Source organism: Streptomyces yerevanensis, from assembly GCF_000716805.1.
In the GTDB taxonomy this organism is placed as follows: Bacteria; Actinomycetota; Actinomycetes; order Streptomycetales; family Streptomycetaceae; genus Streptomyces; species Streptomyces flaveus.
In genome coordinates this window covers 90,478-105,978 of the sequence record NZ_JNWJ01000020.1, presented here as the reverse complement: position 1 = coordinate 105,978, position 15,501 = coordinate 90,478, and the positions used below count along the sequence as shown (strand labels likewise).

The window sequence follows — 15,501 nt, the reverse complement described above, 5'->3', positions numbered from 1 at the left end:
CGTCTCACCCCGGCCACACGATCGCCTGCATCTCGCTGTACGCGTGCAGCGCGTACGACCCCACGTCCCTCCCCACCCCGCTCTTCTTGAAGCCCCCGAACGGCGCCTCCATGTTGCGGCCGACGGTGTTCACGCCGACGCCGCCGGCCCGCAACGACCGAGCCACTCGGAACGCACGCGCCACGTCCCCCGACCAGACGTAGTCGATCAGGCCGTAGTCGGAGTCGTTGGCGAGGGCGACGCCCTCTTCCTCCTCGTCGAAGGGGATGACGACCACGACCGGGCCGAAGATCTCCTCCCGAGCGACCCGCATGTCGTTCGTGCAGTCCGCGAGGAGGGTGGGGGCGACGTAGAAGCCCGTGTCGTACGCGGGGCGCTCGCCGCCCGCGACCACCCGTGCGCCCTCCTTGCGGCCCAGCTCGACGTACGACTCGACCCTGTCCCGGTGCGCCGCCGAGATCACCGGGCCCACGACCGTGCCTTCGGCGCGCGGGTCGCCCACCTTCAAGTAGCCCGCGTACGCGGCGAGTTGGTCGACCACGCGGTCGTACACACCCCTCTGCGCGAGCACCCGCGTCGGTGCCGTACAGATCTGCCCGCTGTAGAAGGAGAACGTCGTCCCGATCCCCCGTACCGCCGACGCCACGTCCGCGTCGTCGAAGACGATCGCCGCGCCCTTGCCGCCGAGTTCCATCAGCTGGCGTTTCATGTCGCGCCCGCACACCTCGGCGATGCGCTGCCCGACCGCCGTCGAACCGGTGAAGCTCACCATGTCGACGTCGGGCGAGTCGACCGCCGCCTCGCCGACCCCGGCCCGCGAGCCCGACACGACGTTCACCACACCGGGCGGGACACCCGCCGCCTCCAGGGCCTCCGCCATCCGGTAGACGGACAGCGGGTCCTGGGGCGCGGGCTTCACCACCACCGTGTTGCCCATCGCCAGGGCCGGGGCGATCTTGCCGGCCGGGTTCGCCCAGGGGTTGTTGTACGAGGTGATGCAGGTGACGACGCCCACCGGCTGGCGTACGGCCAGGGCGCCCATGACGGCCGCCTTGCCGAACGGGCCCGCCTCGTTGATCTGCGGGACCAGCGCCTCCTCGACCGGCTCCAGCGCGCCCTTCGCGTACCGCCGGAAACGGGCCGCGCCGACCCCGACCTGCATCCCGCGCGCCGTCCCGGTCGTGGCGCCGCTCTCCGCCTGGGCGAGTTCGGCGTACGGCACGAGGTTGCGCTGGATGATGTCCGCCGCCCGGTCCAGGATCGCCGCGCGCTCGGAAGGGGACGTACGCGACCACGGTCCGAAGGCCTCCCGAGCCGCGGCCGCCGCCGCGAGCACCTGATCCCGCGAGGCCTCCGGCGCCAAACCGACGACCGACTCGGTCGCCGGGTCGATCACCTCGTAGTGACCGCCGTCCGGCTCGACCCACGAACCGCCGACGAACAGCCGCTGCTCGTCCGTCACTCCGTACTCACCTCGGTACGCACCTCGCTACTCGCCTCGGTCACTTGGTGCTCACCGTCCGGGTGTCCCGACCGGAGCGCAGCACCTTCCCCGGCACCGCCCCCGTCACCTGGTCCCCGCGAATCGCCTCGACCCCGTTCACCCAGACCGCCGTGATCCCGATCGCCTTGGAGTCCAACCGCGGGCTGTCTCCCGGCAGGTCGTGCACCAGCGTGGCCGTACCGGCGTCGATGCGTTCCGGGTCGAACAGGACGAGGTCGGCATGCCACCCCTCGGCGATCCGCCCGCGCTCGCGCAGGCCGAAGAGCTGGGCGGGATCGTCGGTGAGCATCTGCACGGCCTGCTCCAGCGTCGCGAGCTTCCGCCCGCGCAGACAGTCCCCGATGAACCGCGTCGTGTACGGCGCCCCGCACATCCGGTCCAGATGTGCCCCGGCGTCGGACCCGCCCAGCATGACGTCCTCGTGCTGCCAGGTCTCGGCGCGCAGCGCCCAGGAGGCGGGGTCGTTGTCGGGCGGCATGGGCCAAAGCACCGTACGCATCTGGTCGTTGGCGCAGATCTCGACGATGCACTCGAAGGGTTCCTGACCGCGTTCGGCCGCGATGTCCCGTACGACGCGGCCGGTCAGACCCTCGTTCTCCGCGCTGTACGTGTCCCCGATGACGTACCGCCCGAAGTCGGCGAGCCGGCGGAAGACACCCGCCTCCTTGCTGTCCGCGCGACGCAGCATCTCGGCCCGTACGTCCCGGTCGCGGAGTTTCGCGATCCGTTCGGGTACCGGCAGGCCGAGGATCTCGCCCCAGCCGGGGATCAGATTGAGCGCGCAGAAGGTGCCGAGCGACATGTTCATCGGCGTGAGGATCGGCATCGTCAGAGCGATGATCCGGCCACCGGCCTTGCGGGCGCGCTCACTTGCGGCCAGTTGCCTCGGTACGCGGTCGGGGACGGCCGCGTCGATGGTCAGGACGTTCCAGTTCAGGGGGCGGCCCGCCGAGGCGCTCATCTCCACGAAGAGGTCGATCTCGTCGTCGCTGAACTGGTCGAGGCAGCCCGCCACGATCGCCTCGATCTGCGTGCCCTCGTGATCGGCGACCGCCCTGGAGAGCGCGAGCAGTTCGGCCGGTTTCGCGTGCCGCGACGCGACCGGCTTTCCGTCGCCGTCGGAGTGCGTGGACGACTGGGTGGTCGACAGCCCCCAGGCGCCCGCGTCCATCGACTCGTGGAACAGCCGCAGCATGTCCGCCAGTTGCTGCTCCGTGGGCTGCCCGCCCACCGCGTCCGGCCCCATCACATACCGCCGCAGCGCACAATGCCCCACCATGAAACCGGCGTTGACGGCGATCCGCCCCTCGAGAGCATCGAGATACTCCCCGAACGAATGCCAACTCCACGGCGCCCCCTCCTCAAGGGCCACCAGCGACATCCCCTCCACCTTGGACATCATCCGCCGCGTGTAGTCGGCGTCTTCGGGCCGGGAGGGATTCAAGGGAGCGAGGGTGAAACCACAGTTCCCGCCGGCGACGGTCGTCACGCCGTGGTTGAGGGACGGCGTCGCGTACGGGTCCCAGAAGAGCTGGGCGTCGTAGTGGGTGTGGGGGTCGACGAAGCCGGGCGCGAGAACGAGGCCAGAGGCGTCCTCGGTGGTGCGGGACGCCTCGGTGACCGTACCGATGGCCGCGATCCGCCCATCGCGTATCCCCACATCGGCGGTGTAGGCAGGCGCGCCCGTCCCGTCGACGACGGTCGCGCCTTTGATGACGTGATCGAGCATGGAGCTCGCCTCCTTAAACTCCGGTGCGTTGGACGCGCCCTTCAGGGGCGCGGGGCTGTGACATATGCGGCTCCGCCGCGTGGGCGCGACCAGCCACAGACGGCCCGCAGTCGCGCATGGCCCGCAGCCCTACGGCGCTCACGCGCTCTGCCGGAACCGCGAGGTTCGATGCACAGGATCCGTATCGATCTTCGGAATCACGTGCTCCCCGACGAGCCGAATTGTCTGCAACGTGTCCTCACGAGAGATCCCGATCGGCATCCCGAAAGAAAGCTGATCGGCCCCGGCCGCCTCCCACCGCTTGCACTGCGTGAGCACCTCGTCCGGATCGCCGCAGATCAGCAGCTCCTCGGCGATGAGGTGCTCGATGATCTCCTCGTTGAACTCGGGCAGCGTCTCCGGCCACACCGGGAAACCCTCGGGCCGCGGGAACGTGTCGTGGTAGCGGAAGACGAGCGACTGCAGGTAGTGGAGGCCGCCGCCCGCGGCGATCCGTACCGCCTCCTTGTGCGTCGGCGCGCAGATCGCCGTCGACGTCACCATCACGTTGTCGTTGACGAAGCCCCCGACCGGCTGCGCCTCGACGATCGCCGTCTTGTACTGCTCCAGCACCCACTCCATGTCGGAGACCTTCTGCACGCTGAAGCCGAGCACGCCGAGGCCCTTGCGGGCGGCCATGGCGTACGAGGGCGGGGACCCGGCCGCGTACCACATGGCGGGGTGCGCCTTCCCGTACGGCTTGGGGAGGACCTTGCGCGGCGGCAGCGACCAGTGCTTGCCCTGGAACCCGACGTACTCCTCCTGGAGCCACATCTTCGGGAACTCGGCGATGGTCTCTTCCCAGATCTCCTTGGTGTAGTTCATGTCGGTGACGCCGGGGATGAAGCCGAGGATCTCGTGCGAGCCCGCGCCCCGTCCGCTGCCGAACTCGAAGCGGCCCTCGGAGAGATGGTCGAGCATCGCCACCTTCTCGGCGACCTTCACCGGGTGGTTGACCTGGGCGAGGGGGTTGAAGATCCCGGACCCGAGGTGGATGCGCTCGGTGGCGTGCGCCAGATACCCGAGGAAGACATCGTTCGCCGAGAGGTGCGAGTACTCCTCCAGGAAGTGGTGCTCGGACGCCCAGGCGTACTTGAAGCCGGACTTGTCCGCCTGGATGACGTACTCGGTCTCCTCCATCAGCGCCTTGTGCTCGGCGAGCGGATCGGTCTCGGCCCGCTTGCCCACGTATCCCTGTACAAAGAGCCCGAATTCCAAGGAGGTTCACCGTCCCCAACATCGGTATCTGACGTTGCGTCAGATCTGCTTCGCCGACTGTTGCACCGCGCTCGCGAAGGGTCAATAGCTGACGGGGCGTCAGGACGTCAGAGAACGCTGACCCCCGCCAGCCAGCCCCCGTCGATCACGAACGGCTGCCCTGTGATGTACGAGGAGTCGTCACCGGAGAGGAAGAGCACCAGCCGTGCCACCTCCTCCGGCTGCCCGACCCGCCCGAGTGGCACGAGCTTGCGGTACAGCCGGTCGATTCCCTCGGCGGCCTTCTCCGTGTCCGCGTCGGGATCGAGCTGGGCGGGGTTGCTCATGGCGGTGTCGATCGCGCCCGGGCAGACGGCGTTGACGCGTATCCCCTTGCCGGCCAGCTCCAGCGCGGCCACCCGCGTCAGGCCGACGATCGCGTGCTTCGTCGCGGCGTACGCGCCGACATACGCCATGCCCGTCACCCCCGCGTACGAGGCGGTGTTCACGATCGTGCCGCCGCCCGCCGCTTCGATCTCGGGCGCGACGGTCTTGATGCCGAGAAAGACCCCGACCTGGTTGACCTGCACGATCTGCTGGAACTCCTCGAGGGGCGTACTGACCAGGTCGTTGAAGCGCAGGATCCCGGCGTTGTTGACCAGCCCGTCGATCCGCCCGTACGCCTCCTTGGCGGCGGCCACCGCGGACTGCCAGTCGGCCTCCCGACTCACGTCGAGGTGCACGTACCGCGCGCCCAACTCCTTGGCCAGCGCCTCTCCTTGATCGTCCAGTACGTCGGCGATGACGACCTCGGCGCCCTCCGCGACGAAGAGCCGCGCCTCCTGCTCACCCTGGCCGCGTGCGGCACCGGTGACGAGGACGACGCGTCCGTCGAGTTTGCCCATGGGTTTCTCCTTCAGTGGTGGAGGACGCGCGTTGACTGCATTCCTGACGCTTCGCCACACACGCGGCGGCGACCCCCATGGTCTTAGCTGACGGGTCGTCAGGCAAGGGCTGGCGGCTTCGGCGGGACAGCACAGCGCCTGCCGAGGCAAGGGGTGACGACGTTCGAGGCGTGTGGCAATGGACACGCCAAGTGACCGACCGGTAGGGACATTTGACTCTGTCGAGGCCACGAAGCGAACGCCAATATTTCTCAACGGGAAGGCAAAGGAACTCCCAATAAAAATCCCCCCTCAAAGAGAGACAAGAGCGTGGCCAAGAGGCGATTCAAGAACAAGAAGGTCCGGTACGTGGCGATCGGCGCGGCGATCACGACGGGTGCCGCCGTTGCCACCGTCCTCCTGCCGTCGGCCAACGCCGCCGATGAGAAGACGGCGGAAGAGATCATCAGGCTGTGCGAAAGGACCAAGGTCCTCAACGGCGAGAAACAGGCCCTCGAAGACTTTGGTGGCCATGGGATCGCCGGCCCCAGTTTCGAGTCCGACACCTGCGACTTCGTCGAGACGACGAAGCTGGAGTTCTTCGACGGCCCCACGGAGAAGGTCTCGATCGACTTCCCGAACTGCGAGCCCAACTCCACCAAGCCGACGGAGGCCGAGTTCAAATGGACAGCGACCGTGGGCCAGGGTGAGGGCAAGTACACCGCGACACAGCAAGGTGCCGGTGGAGGGCTCTTCGGCGCCCTGAGCGGGTCCTGGCTCAAGCACAAGGGAACAACCGACATCACCGTCGATACGGTCACCGCCAGCGACAGCGAAAAAATACCTGTTCCGGTCGGCAAAGTCCTCCACATGGAGTTCACGCCGAAGATGCAGCGCATGACGGGCGAATGGCGAGTGAAGATCAACGCCCGTGAGGCGACCACCACCACCAATGCCGTCCCCGAGCAGAACTACACGGCGTCGGAAGTCGTCGAGGGACCCGTCATTCTGCCGGGAGTGGCCGGCGCTGCCGGAATCGCGGACGGGACGCCCGATCCCGTCTTCACCGACTGCTGACGGACGCCCGCAGCCCAACCCCTCGCACTTCCCCCCTCAAGGAGACGCACCATGACACGCAGCAGTCACAAGGGAAATCACCGGAGCAGGAAGAAGCGCATCACCTTCATGCTGGCTCCAGTGGTGGCCGCCGGCGTGGCCGTTCCGCTGATGTACTCGGCGGGTGCCGCCACCCCCTCCGAAGTGTCCAGGGACTGCGCGGAGGACGCCGCCACCCTGGAGAACTGCGAATTCGTTGACGTCCAGGTCAAGAGGAACAACCTGGGACCCAACAAGCGCGTTTCCACCCCGTCCAACAACTGCGGGTCCACCACCGAACGCGAGAAGTCCTTCGGCGTGGCCACGTCCGTGACGAGGTTCATCACGCTCGAAGACGGCTTCGTCGCCGACGCCGAATCGAAGCTGGGGAACTCGTTCTTCGAGATCGGCGCCAAGTTCAACACGACGGAGTTCAACCTCACGCGTGACGACAAGGGGACCGGCTTCGACTTCACCCTGCCGGGCACGGTGATGCCCGACCACATCGGGTTCTTCATGTGGTCCGAGAAGCGCACCGACGTGAGCGGATTCCTCAAGGCCACGTACAAGGAGGAGCAGAACGGCCAGAAGGTGTTCTTCTCTCCCAAGGAGGGCGGCACGAGCGTGCACGTCTTCTATCCGCAGCTCCTGAAGAACGGCGCTCCTGACGGCCGTCTCTGGATACGCAACGTGAAGTGCGGTACGCCGGAGGCCGAGGAATTCCAGGACAGCCCGCAGAGCGCCGAGATCGCCGAGCTCCGCGCCGAGTCGCAGCAGCCCGGATTCAACAAGGGCGGCGCGAACGTCACGGACGTCGAGGTCCCGCTGTCGGAGATCCCGGCACCGTAACTCGTCGGGCGGACAGCGACAGCCGACGACGGCAAACGGAACACAACCGGCCCCCGCGCTCACGCGGGGGCTTCTTCCGTGCCCGTGCCTCTGCCCGTCGGCGGCAGATCGACGACAGCGTCAGCGGGCCGCGGACCCCAGGCTGTCGCCCTGCCTGGCGCCCAGCCAGCGCAGGACCGCGTCCGTACTCCCCCGGGCGTCCAGCTTGGCGTAGATGTTGCTGAGGTTGTTGCGGACGGTCTTCTCGCTCAGGCCCAGCCGCACCCCGATCTCCTGCGCGCCCAGGCCGGTCGACAGCAGCTCCATGACCTCCCGCTCGCGGGGCGAGAGCAGGGAGCGGAGCCGTTCCAGGGCGTCGTCGCGCGGAGCCGCCATGCGCTGGGCGCACTCTCTGAGGGCCGCGCACGCCATGGGCGAGAGATAGGTGTGCCCGACCGTGGCGCCCACGACCGCCGCGGAGAGCATGCAGGTGCAGTAGTCGCCCTCCACCATGTAGCCGGCTCCGCCGCGGAAGACGTCGACGATCACGTCGGGGTCGCGCTCGGGGCTGAGGACGATTACTGATGCGTTCATGTCACCCATGGCGTTCAGCAGCCCGGAAAAGGCGACCGTCGGGTTCTCGCAGGGCAGCACCACGACGTCCACGGCCTCGTTGTCGCCGTTGCGGGCACGGTCGCGCAGGAAACGGTAGGGAGCCGGGGAGTACAGCACCTGGCTCACGTGCGGATCGTCCGAGGTCGGCCAGTCGTCATGCGGCCAGTCGTCCTGGGCGCAGGCCAGGACGACCGTCAGGCCTCGGGACGAAACGGCAGGTGTGGGGGGGTGGGGCGCGTGATCCGCCGTACTGACATGCCTGGAAGATCGCATTTCGCGTGTCCTTCAGCCGAAGTCATGACGTCTCTACGTACGTGACTCGGGCGGAGCCTGTTCAAATCTTCAAAGAAATCGCTGTCAGGCTGTCAGACAGGCAGTCAGTTCTCGCCATCTCACCGACGCCCCGGCCAGTTCCCCATGGTTGCGGAGTCAAAGATGCCGAGTTACAGGTGCGGCGCCACCTCCGTCCCGAACGCCCCCATCTGGTCCGTGAGTTCGCTCCGGCTCCGGGAGCGGAATCGCACCTGGATCTGGTGCACCCCCATCGCCCGGTACGCCCGCAGCGACTCGGCGAGCGCTTCGGGGCGGCCGGAGAGGGTACGGCGGCCGACGTCCCAGCCCGGCTCCCCCACGTACAGCGGCTCGGTGATGGCGCCGATGGCGACGGGGTCGGTGATGCCCGCCTCCTCCCGTATCCGCTTCAGGCGGGCGATCTGGTCCGGCAGGCGGTCCCTGGGATCCCCCTGCGGCAGCCACCCGTCCCCCTTGACCGCGGCCCGGCGCACGGCGGCGGGCGAGGACCCGCCGACCCAGACCGGTACCTGTGCCTGCGTCGGCCGGGGCCGCTGCCCGAGCCCTTCGAAGTCGTACAGCTTGCCGTGGTGCTCGGGGAATTCGTCGCGCCCGAGAGCGGACCGCAGCGCGTCGATGCTCTCGTCGAGCACGGCCCCCCGCCGCTCGAAGTCGACGCCCAGCGCCTCGAACTCCTCCTGTACGTGCCCGGCGCCGACCCCGAGGATCAGACGGCCGCGCGAAAGGTGGTCGAGGGTCGCGTACTGCTTGGCGGTGACGAGCGGGTGCCGCAGCCCCACCACGGCGACATGGCTGAGCAGCCGTACGCGCTCGGTGACCGAGGCCAGGAACGCGAGCGTGGCGACCGGGTCGTACCAGACGGTGCTCATCGCCGCCGCGAGACGGCGCGGGATGGCGACGTGGTCGCAGCTCGCGACGTACGCGAAGCCGGAGCGATCGGCGGTACGGGCGATCTCGACGAGGTCGTCGGGACCGGCCGCCGCCTCCCACGCCTCGGCGTAGATCGTGCTCTGCGACTGGACCGGGAGCTGCATCCCGTACAGCATCGGGCTGCTCAACGGGCACCGCCCGGTCCGGCCCAGAGCCCGTCCTCCGTGAGCCCCAGCAGCTCGATCGCGTTGCGCCGTACGATCCGGTCGACGACGTCCGCGTCCAGGTGCCCCATCTGGGCCTCGCCGACCTGCCTGGACTCGGGCCAGGTGGAGTCGGAGTGGGGGTAGTCGGTCTCGTACAGCACGTTCGGGACGCCGATCGCGTCGAGGTTCTTCAGGCCGAAGGCGTCGTCGAAGAAGCAGCCGTAGACGTGCTCGGCGAAGAGCTCGGAGGGCGGCCGGTGGACCTTGTCGGCGACTCCGCCCCAGCCGCGGTTCTCCTCCCACACCACGTCCGCGCGCTCGAGGATGTACGGGATCCAGCCGATCTGCCCCTCCGCGTACATGACCTTGAGGTTCGGGAAGCGTTCGAACTTGCCGCTCATCAGCCAGTCGACCATCGAGAAGCAGCAGTTGGCGAAGGTGATGGTGGAGCCGACGGCGGGCGGCGCGTCCGCCGAGGTGGACGGCATCTTGCTGCTGGACCCGATGTGCATGGCGATGACGGTGCCGGTCTCGTCGCAGGCGGCGAGGAACGGGTCCCAGTCGTCCGTGTGGACGGACGGCAGTCCGAGGTGCGGGGGTATCTCGGAGAAGGCGACAGCGCGTACGCCGCGAGCGGCATTGCGGCGCACCTCCTGCGCCGCCAGTTCGGCGTCCCAGAGAGGGATGAGCGTGAGCGGTATCAGCCGCCCCTGCGCCTCGGGGCCGCACCACTCCTCCACCATCCAGTCGTTGTACGCGCGCACCCCCAGCAGACCGAGCTCGTGGTCCTTCGCCTCCGTGAAGGTCTGGCCGCAGAAGCGGGGGAAGGTGGGGAAGCAGACCGCGCTCTGGACGTGGTTGACGTCCATGTCGGCGAGGCGCTGCGGGACGTCGTACGAGCCCGGGCGCATCTGCTCGTACGTGATGATCTCGAGCTTGATCTCGTCGCGGGAGTACCCGACGGCGGTGTCGAGACGGGTGAGGGGCCGGTGCAGGTCTTCATAGACCCACCAGTCGCCGATGGGGCCGTCGTCTCCAGGGTTACCCATGACGGGGGCGAACTTGCCGCCCAGGAAGGTCATTTCCTTCAGTGGCGCGCGGACGATACGGGGGCCTCGGTCCTGGTACTTCGACGGGAGCCGGTCCCGCCAGACGTTGGGGGGCTCCACCGTGTGGTCGTCCACCGAGATGATCTTCGGGAAGGTCTCCATGGTCTCCATGGGGTCTTACGGTAGCGCTGATCTGACGGGGCGTCAGCTATGACGTCAGCTACGGCGCCAGCTACGTATGCCGGCCGTCCGCCCCTGTATCTGTCCGCGGCAAGCGGTCTCCAGGTTGAGGGGACCGTGTGGGGGCCGTGTGAGACGTTTCAGTTCATGGCATGTCCGCCTGTGATCGGTGTCTCCCACGGCTGACGTATCCGCCGTGAACAAGGCAAACTGGCGTGGTTGTCATGACAGTTCGGCAGGGGGACAGCGATGGACGGTGTACCGCGAGTAGAGCCGCTGGAGCAGGGGCGCCCCGAGGAATCGGCGGCATCGCTCCGCTTCAGCCTGCTCGGCCCGGTACGCGCCTGGCAGGGCGCGGAGTCCCTGCCCACCGGTTCCCCGCAGCAGCGCGCGCTGCTCGCGGCACTGCTCCTGCGCGAGGGCCGTACGGCCACGGCGTCCGAACTGATCGACGCCCTCTGGGGCGAGGAACCCCCGTCCCAGGCGCTGGCGGCGGTCCGTACGTACGCCTCCCGCCTCCGGAAGGTCCTCGGCTCCGGGGTCCTGGTCAGCGAGTCGGGCGGGTACGCGATCCGCTCCCTCGGCGAGGGGGCACTGGACCTCGCCCTGGCCCAGGAGCTGGCGGCGGACGCGGAGAAGGCCCGCACCGCCGGGGACCTGTGCCATGCGCGCACCCTGCTGAACAAGGCGCTGAGCCTGTGGGACGGGGAGGTACTTGCGGGCGTTCCGGGTCCGTACGCGGACACGCAGCGGACGCGGCTGGAGGAGTGGCGTCTCCAACTCGCCGAGACCCGGCTCGACATGGACCTCGAACAGGGCTGCCACGCGGAGGCGGTCTCCGAGCTGACCGCCCTGACGGCGGCCCATCCGCTGCGTGAGCGTCTGCGGGAACTGCTGATGCTGGCGCTGTACCGCAGCGGGCGGCAGGCGGAGGCGCTGGCGGTGTACGCGGACACGCGGCGCCTGCTGGCGGACGAGCTGGGGGTGGACCCGCGGCCGGGGCTGAAGGACTTGCAGCAACGGATCCTGCAGGCGGACCCGGCCCTCGCGGAACCGTCCGCTCCGGTGGAGGAGCCCGCCGCTGCGCCGGTGAAGCCGGCCCAACTCCCCGCCACCGTTCCCGACTTCACCGGACGCGCCTCCTTCGTCTCCGAGCTGGGAGAGGTCCTCGCCTCCGCCGAGGGCCGGGTCATGGCGGTCTCGGCGGTGGCCGGCATCGGGGGCGTGGGCAAGACGACGCTGGCGGTGCATGTGGCGCACCAGGCGCGTTCCGCCTTCCCGGACGGGCAGTTGTACGTGGACTTGCAGGGGGCGGGAGCGCGGGCCGCTGAGCCGGAGACGGTGCTTGGTGCCTTTCTGCGTGCGTTGGGGACGGCGGACTCCGCCATCCCGGACTCGCTGGAGGAGCGGGCGGCACTGTTCCGGTCGGTGCTGGACGGGCGGCGGGTCCTGGTGCTGCTGGACAACGCGCGGGACGCCGCCCAGGTACGTCCACTGCTGCCCGGGACGGAGGGGTGCGCGGCGCTGGTCACCTCGCGCGTACGGATGGTGGACCTGGCGGGCGCGCACCTCGTGGACCTGGACGTGATGTCCCCGGAGGAAGCGCTGTTGCTGTTCACGAAGATCGTGGGCGAGGAACGGGTGGCTTCGGAGCGGGAGGCCGCGCTGGATGTGGTCGCGGCGTGCGGCTTCCTGCCTCTCGCCATCCGGATCGCGGCGTCACGGCTGGCGGCCCGTCGTACGTGGACGGTGTCGGTGCTGGCGGCCAAGCTGGGCGACGAACGGCGGCGGCTCGATGAGCTGCAGGCCGGGGATCTGGCGGTGAAGGCCACCTTCGAGCTGGGGTACGGGCAGTTGGAGCCCGCGCAGGCTCGGGCGTTCCGGCTGCTGGGGCTGGCGGACGGGCCGGACATCTCGCTGGCTGCGGCTGCGGCGGTGCTGGACCTTCCGGCCGAGGAGACGGAGGACTTGCTGGAGTCGCTGGTCGACACGTCGTTGCTGGAGTCGGCGGCTCCTGGGCGGTATCGGTACCACGACTTGGTGCGCCTCTACGCGCGTGCATGTGCGGAGAGGGACGAGCAGCCGCCGAGCGAGCGGGAGGCGGCCATGTCACGGTTGCTGGACTTCTATCTGGCTACGGCGGCAGGGGTTTACGCGATCGAGCGGCCCGGTGACCGGCTCGTGGATCACCTGGAGCCGACGGAGTACGCGGGGCTCAGGTTCACCGAGGGCGCCGCCGCCCTGGACTGGCTGTACACCGAGGCGGCTTCCTTGTTGGCCTGCGTACACCAGTCCGCGGGCACGGACAGGCTGCGGCGTGCGGTCGATCTCCTGTGGATGGCCAAGGACCTGACCGAGTCGGGCGCGAACTCCCACCAGTACGAGACGACGGCCAGGGCGGCGTGCGAGGCCACACGGGCCGCGGGAGACGTACGTGCGGAGGGCAGAGCACGTACGACCCTTTCCCAAGTCCTCCTGGTCTCCGGACGAATCGAGCAGGTGGCGGAACAGGCCGAGCTCGCCATGGAACTCGCGGCCTCCGCGGGGGACATCACCGCAAGGAGCTGGGCGGCCAACGACCGGGGCAACATCTTCCTGCGGCAGAAGCGGTACGTCGACGCCAAGACCCTCTTCGACCAGTCGATAGAGGGCTACCGAGCGGTCGGCAACAGGCTCAACGAAGCAGTCGCCCTGGCCAACCTCTCCCGCGCCCACCTGGGGATGGGCAACGTCGCGAAGGCCGTCGAGCTCGCGCAGCAGGCGCTCGCGGCCCACGCCGAGCTGGGGAAGCCGATGCGCAAGGCCAACGGGCACTACAACCTGGGCATGGCTCTGGCCGGGGCCGGACGTCACGCCGAGGCGCTCAGCGAGTTCTCGGACGCGCTGAGCATCTTCACCGACCATCGACAGCGGCTCTGGCAGGGGAACACCCACTTCCGGATCGCCGAAGTGCATCTCGCCGTCCGTCGCCCCGCACGAGCAGCCCAAGGAGCTGAACAGGCGCTCGCCCTGGGCTGCGTCGGCGGCGACTGGATGCGAGGCAACGTCCTGACCCTCCTCGGGCGGGCACTCTCCGCTCTGGGGCAGGCGGACCGTGCGCAGGCATGCTGGCGGGAGGCTCTCAACCTCTACGAAGTGAACGGCATCGCCGAGGAAGCCGACGAGGTACGCGCGTTGCTCAGCCCTGCCACGGCGGCCTGAGCGTGCCTGAGCATCAAGAGGCGCTCCAGTGTGTTGCGGGCGTTCAGCATTCGTTTATCGCCGCCAGGCACTCTCATATCTGTCACACCGTCGCGTCGGGGGGCAGGCGGTGGGACCAGGAGCCCGATCGCGGGGGATACGGCTCCACGACGCCCGTCCGGTGGCCCTCGGGGGAGCATCCGGGCGGGCGTTCCTCACTCCGCACTCACCAGAGAAGAGGAAGCTGAGCACATGACCGAGAAGGCCAAGGACACGGACCTCAAGCCCCACGACAACAGCCCGCCCAGCGCGCCGGTAGGCAAGGAGACCTTCACCACGCTGGACAACAGCCCGCCGAGCGAGCCGGTGTCAGACGGGGGCGCGACCACGCAGGACAACAGCCCGCCCAGCCAGCCGGTGTCAGACGGGGACGCCACCCCCGAGGACAACAGCCCGCCGAGCTGACGCTCCAAGTAGCCCACCTCCCGACGGGGATCGGCCGCGGCGGCGCGGAGGGGGAGCCGCCGCGGCCGAGGCTTGTCCTGGGTACGGCTGAGGCAGCACCACCCGATGGGGGCCGAGCCCACCCGGCTCGGCCCCCATCGGCATGCTCGGCCGACGCCCCGCTACAACCCCCTCACCGCCACCCGCCCCCCGCACAGCTTCTTCATGTCGTCCTCGTCCGAGGTGTAGAGCACGACGTTCCCGGCCTGCCGCCCCGCGATCACCGCCAGCGCAGCGTCGATCGCGTACTTGTGGCCGTGCAGCCCGGCGTCCTCCAGCAGCGCGATCGCGTCATCGGCGACCTCCCTCGACACGGGCTCGACCACGACACGGGACATCGCCCACGCCCAGGCCCCACGCTTCACCTGACCGTGGTACGCCTCGATCAGCGTCATGGAGCTGGTCACCACGCGGATGCCGGAGCGGTGGGCCTCCGTGAGCCGCAGCGTCATCTTCCGTTCGCGCAGTGCTGCCCGGGACAGGGCCTCGCAGTCCAGCACATAGGTTCCGACGCCCATCAGCCCACCATCGGAAGGTCGGATCCGCCGTTCTCGGCCGTGGCACCGCGCTCGGCGAAGTAACGCTCAAGTTCGCGACGTTCGGCCTCGGCCTCGGCCAGTTCCTCCTCCGTGAGCGGCCCGCCCTCCTCCTGCATCCACGCAACCAGCTCCCCCAGCCGGTCCTGCTCCCGCTGACGCTCTATGGCATGAGTGACGTAGGCACTGAACCCTCCGGGCCCGACCTCCCGCCGGATCTCCTCGGCAAGCTCCTCCGGCAGCGTCACGGTGTACTTCTTAGTTGCCATACCACTTACCATACCGACCCTCGCCGCAACCGGCCCGCCGCGCTCCAGACGGGGACGGCGGCAACTGCGTAGAGGTAGCACTAGGCCACCCCGAAGCAATCCCCGTCCGCGACTCCAAGACCGCCCACCACGGCGGCCCCGTCCTCCTCTTCCGGACCACGGCCTGGTCCGCCTTCCTGGCAGAGGTGAAGCAGGGGCGTACGACCTGAGTGGTCGCCATGCACCGCATCCCTCGACCAGCTCGCACACCTGGCGCGCTCCACGTGGCAGGAGCCTTTGGAAGGTTTGGGCCACCAGACGCCACCCCATCACCCGAGAACACGGGACCAGCCCTGGCCCAAACCTTCCAATCCCTCCCTTCCTTGTCCCGGCTCGGGTTGTCCACAGGGGCAGCGAGGGTGGGGGGAGTTCGGGAGAGTTTGGGTGTGGAGCGGAGTGAACTGGTGGAGTTGGCTGAGGGCGGGGTGCTGCTGGTCTCGCGTGCCCTCGATGCCGGTTCCGAGC

The 15,501-nt window shown here is 68.9% G+C and carries 14 protein-coding genes; 5 read left to right on the top strand and 9 right to left on the bottom strand.

Annotation, left to right across the window (positions count from 1 at the left end):
• Nucleotides 1-4 precede the first annotated feature (4 nt).
• The 4 genes from OP79_RS21805 to OP79_RS21790 form a co-directional block, all read right to left on the bottom strand.
• Nucleotides 5-1,462: an aldehyde dehydrogenase family protein gene (locus OP79_RS21805; RefSeq protein WP_033321984.1), complete on the bottom strand. Its 1,458-nt coding sequence runs from the start codon at nt 1,460-1,462 to the stop codon at nt 5-7.
• A 40-nt stretch (nt 1,463-1,502) separates the two neighbouring features.
• Complete coding sequence (locus tag OP79_RS21800) at nt 1,503-3,278, bottom strand: N-acyl-D-amino-acid deacylase family protein (protein WP_281193229.1); 1,776 nt, start codon at nt 3,276-3,278, stop codon at nt 1,503-1,505.
• Nucleotides 3,279-3,371: 93 nt separating this feature from the next.
• Nucleotides 3,372-4,490 (bottom strand): LLM class flavin-dependent oxidoreductase, encoded by a 1,119-nt coding sequence (locus tag OP79_RS21795; protein WP_078491927.1) that lies wholly within the window; start codon nt 4,488-4,490, stop codon nt 3,372-3,374.
• A gap of 107 nt (nt 4,491-4,597) precedes the next feature.
• The gene (locus OP79_RS21790; RefSeq protein ID WP_033321981.1) at nt 4,598-5,374 is read right to left on the bottom strand and encodes an SDR family NAD(P)-dependent oxidoreductase; all 777 of its coding nucleotides are present in this window, start codon (nt 5,372-5,374) and stop codon (nt 4,598-4,600) included.
• Between the two features lie 309 nt (nt 5,375-5,683).
• On the opposite strand from OP79_RS21790, the gene OP79_RS21785 reads away from it, so the two are divergent.
• Nucleotides 5,684-6,430, top strand: coding sequence for a hypothetical protein (locus OP79_RS21785; protein WP_211270840.1), 747 nt, complete (start codon nt 5,684-5,686; stop codon nt 6,428-6,430).
• Nucleotides 6,431-6,481: 51 nt separating this feature from the next.
• Nucleotides 6,482-7,297: a hypothetical protein gene (locus tag OP79_RS21780; protein ID WP_033321980.1), complete on the top strand. Its 816-nt coding sequence runs from the start codon at nt 6,482-6,484 to the stop codon at nt 7,295-7,297.
• 120 nt (nt 7,298-7,417) lie between these two features.
• Here OP79_RS21780 and OP79_RS21775 read toward each other — a convergent pair whose 3' ends face one another.
• From OP79_RS21775 to OP79_RS21765, 3 genes are all read right to left on the bottom strand, one after another.
• The gene (locus tag OP79_RS21775; RefSeq protein ID WP_078491926.1) at nt 7,418-8,164 is read right to left on the bottom strand and encodes a response regulator transcription factor; all 747 of its coding nucleotides are present in this window, start codon (nt 8,162-8,164) and stop codon (nt 7,418-7,420) included.
• A gap of 170 nt (nt 8,165-8,334) precedes the next feature.
• The gene (locus tag OP79_RS21770; RefSeq protein ID WP_245685403.1) at nt 8,335-9,237 is read right to left on the bottom strand and encodes an LLM class F420-dependent oxidoreductase; all 903 of its coding nucleotides are present in this window, start codon (nt 9,235-9,237) and stop codon (nt 8,335-8,337) included.
• A 20-nt stretch (nt 9,238-9,257) separates the two neighbouring features.
• Entirely contained in the window at nt 9,258-10,490 is a 1,233-nt protein-coding gene (locus tag OP79_RS21765; RefSeq protein WP_033321978.1) for an amidohydrolase family protein, read from the bottom strand.
• 267 nt (nt 10,491-10,757) lie between these two features.
• Here OP79_RS21765 and afsR point away from each other — a divergent pair, with 267 nt between their 5' ends.
• Nucleotides 10,758-13,709: an SARP-family global regulator AfsR gene (afsR, locus tag OP79_RS21760; RefSeq protein ID WP_033321977.1), complete on the top strand. Its 2,952-nt coding sequence runs from the start codon at nt 10,758-10,760 to the stop codon at nt 13,707-13,709.
• A gap of 231 nt (nt 13,710-13,940) precedes the next feature.
• Entirely contained in the window at nt 13,941-14,153 is a 213-nt protein-coding gene (gene afsS / locus OP79_RS21755; protein ID WP_033321976.1) for a regulatory protein AfsS, read from the top strand.
• A gap of 161 nt (nt 14,154-14,314) precedes the next feature.
• Here afsS and OP79_RS21750 read toward each other — a convergent pair whose 3' ends face one another.
• Both OP79_RS21750 and OP79_RS21745 read right to left on the bottom strand, forming a co-directional pair.
• Nucleotides 14,315-14,710, bottom strand: coding sequence for a type II toxin-antitoxin system VapC family toxin (locus tag OP79_RS21750; RefSeq protein WP_033321975.1), 396 nt, complete (start codon nt 14,708-14,710; stop codon nt 14,315-14,317).
• Entirely contained in the window at nt 14,710-14,997 is a 288-nt protein-coding gene (locus tag OP79_RS21745) for a ribbon-helix-helix domain-containing protein (RefSeq protein ID WP_051744800.1), read from the bottom strand. The genes OP79_RS21750 and OP79_RS21745 overlap by 1 nt, the downstream gene beginning before the upstream one ends.
• On the opposite strand from OP79_RS21745, the gene OP79_RS51940 reads away from it, so the two are divergent.
• Complete coding sequence (locus tag OP79_RS51940; RefSeq protein WP_078491933.1) at nt 14,991-15,206, top strand: DUF397 domain-containing protein; 216 nt, start codon at nt 14,991-14,993, stop codon at nt 15,204-15,206. The two genes, OP79_RS21745 and OP79_RS51940, sit on opposite strands and share 7 nt — an antisense overlap.
• Nucleotides 15,207-15,501: the final 295 nt, after the last annotated feature.

Excerpts from the sequence above, each read along its gene's own strand:
- OP79_RS21790 (WP_033321981.1), bottom strand. The coding sequence starts at position 5,374 with ATGGGCAAACTCGACGGACGCGTCGTCCTCGTCACCGGTGCCGCACGC.
- OP79_RS21780 (WP_033321980.1), top strand. The coding sequence starts at position 6,482 with ATGACACGCAGCAGTCACAAGGGAAATCACCGGAGCAGGAAGAAGCGC.
- OP79_RS21775 (WP_078491926.1), bottom strand. The coding sequence starts at position 8,164 with ATGCGATCTTCCAGGCATGTCAGTACGGCGGATCACGCGCCCCACCCC.
- OP79_RS21770 (WP_245685403.1), bottom strand. The coding sequence starts at position 9,237 with ATGCAGCTCCCGGTCCAGTCGCAGAGCACGATCTACGCCGAGGCGTGG.
- OP79_RS21765 (WP_033321978.1), bottom strand. The coding sequence starts at position 10,490 with ATGGAGACCTTCCCGAAGATCATCTCGGTGGACGACCACACGGTGGAG.
- afsR (WP_033321977.1), top strand. The coding sequence starts at position 10,758 with ATGGACGGTGTACCGCGAGTAGAGCCGCTGGAGCAGGGGCGCCCCGAG.
- afsS (WP_033321976.1), top strand. The coding sequence starts at position 13,941 with ATGACCGAGAAGGCCAAGGACACGGACCTCAAGCCCCACGACAACAGC.
- OP79_RS21750 (WP_033321975.1), bottom strand. The coding sequence starts at position 14,710 with ATGGGCGTCGGAACCTATGTGCTGGACTGCGAGGCCCTGTCCCGGGCA.
- OP79_RS21745 (WP_051744800.1), bottom strand. The coding sequence starts at position 14,997 with ATGGCAACTAAGAAGTACACCGTGACGCTGCCGGAGGAGCTTGCCGAG.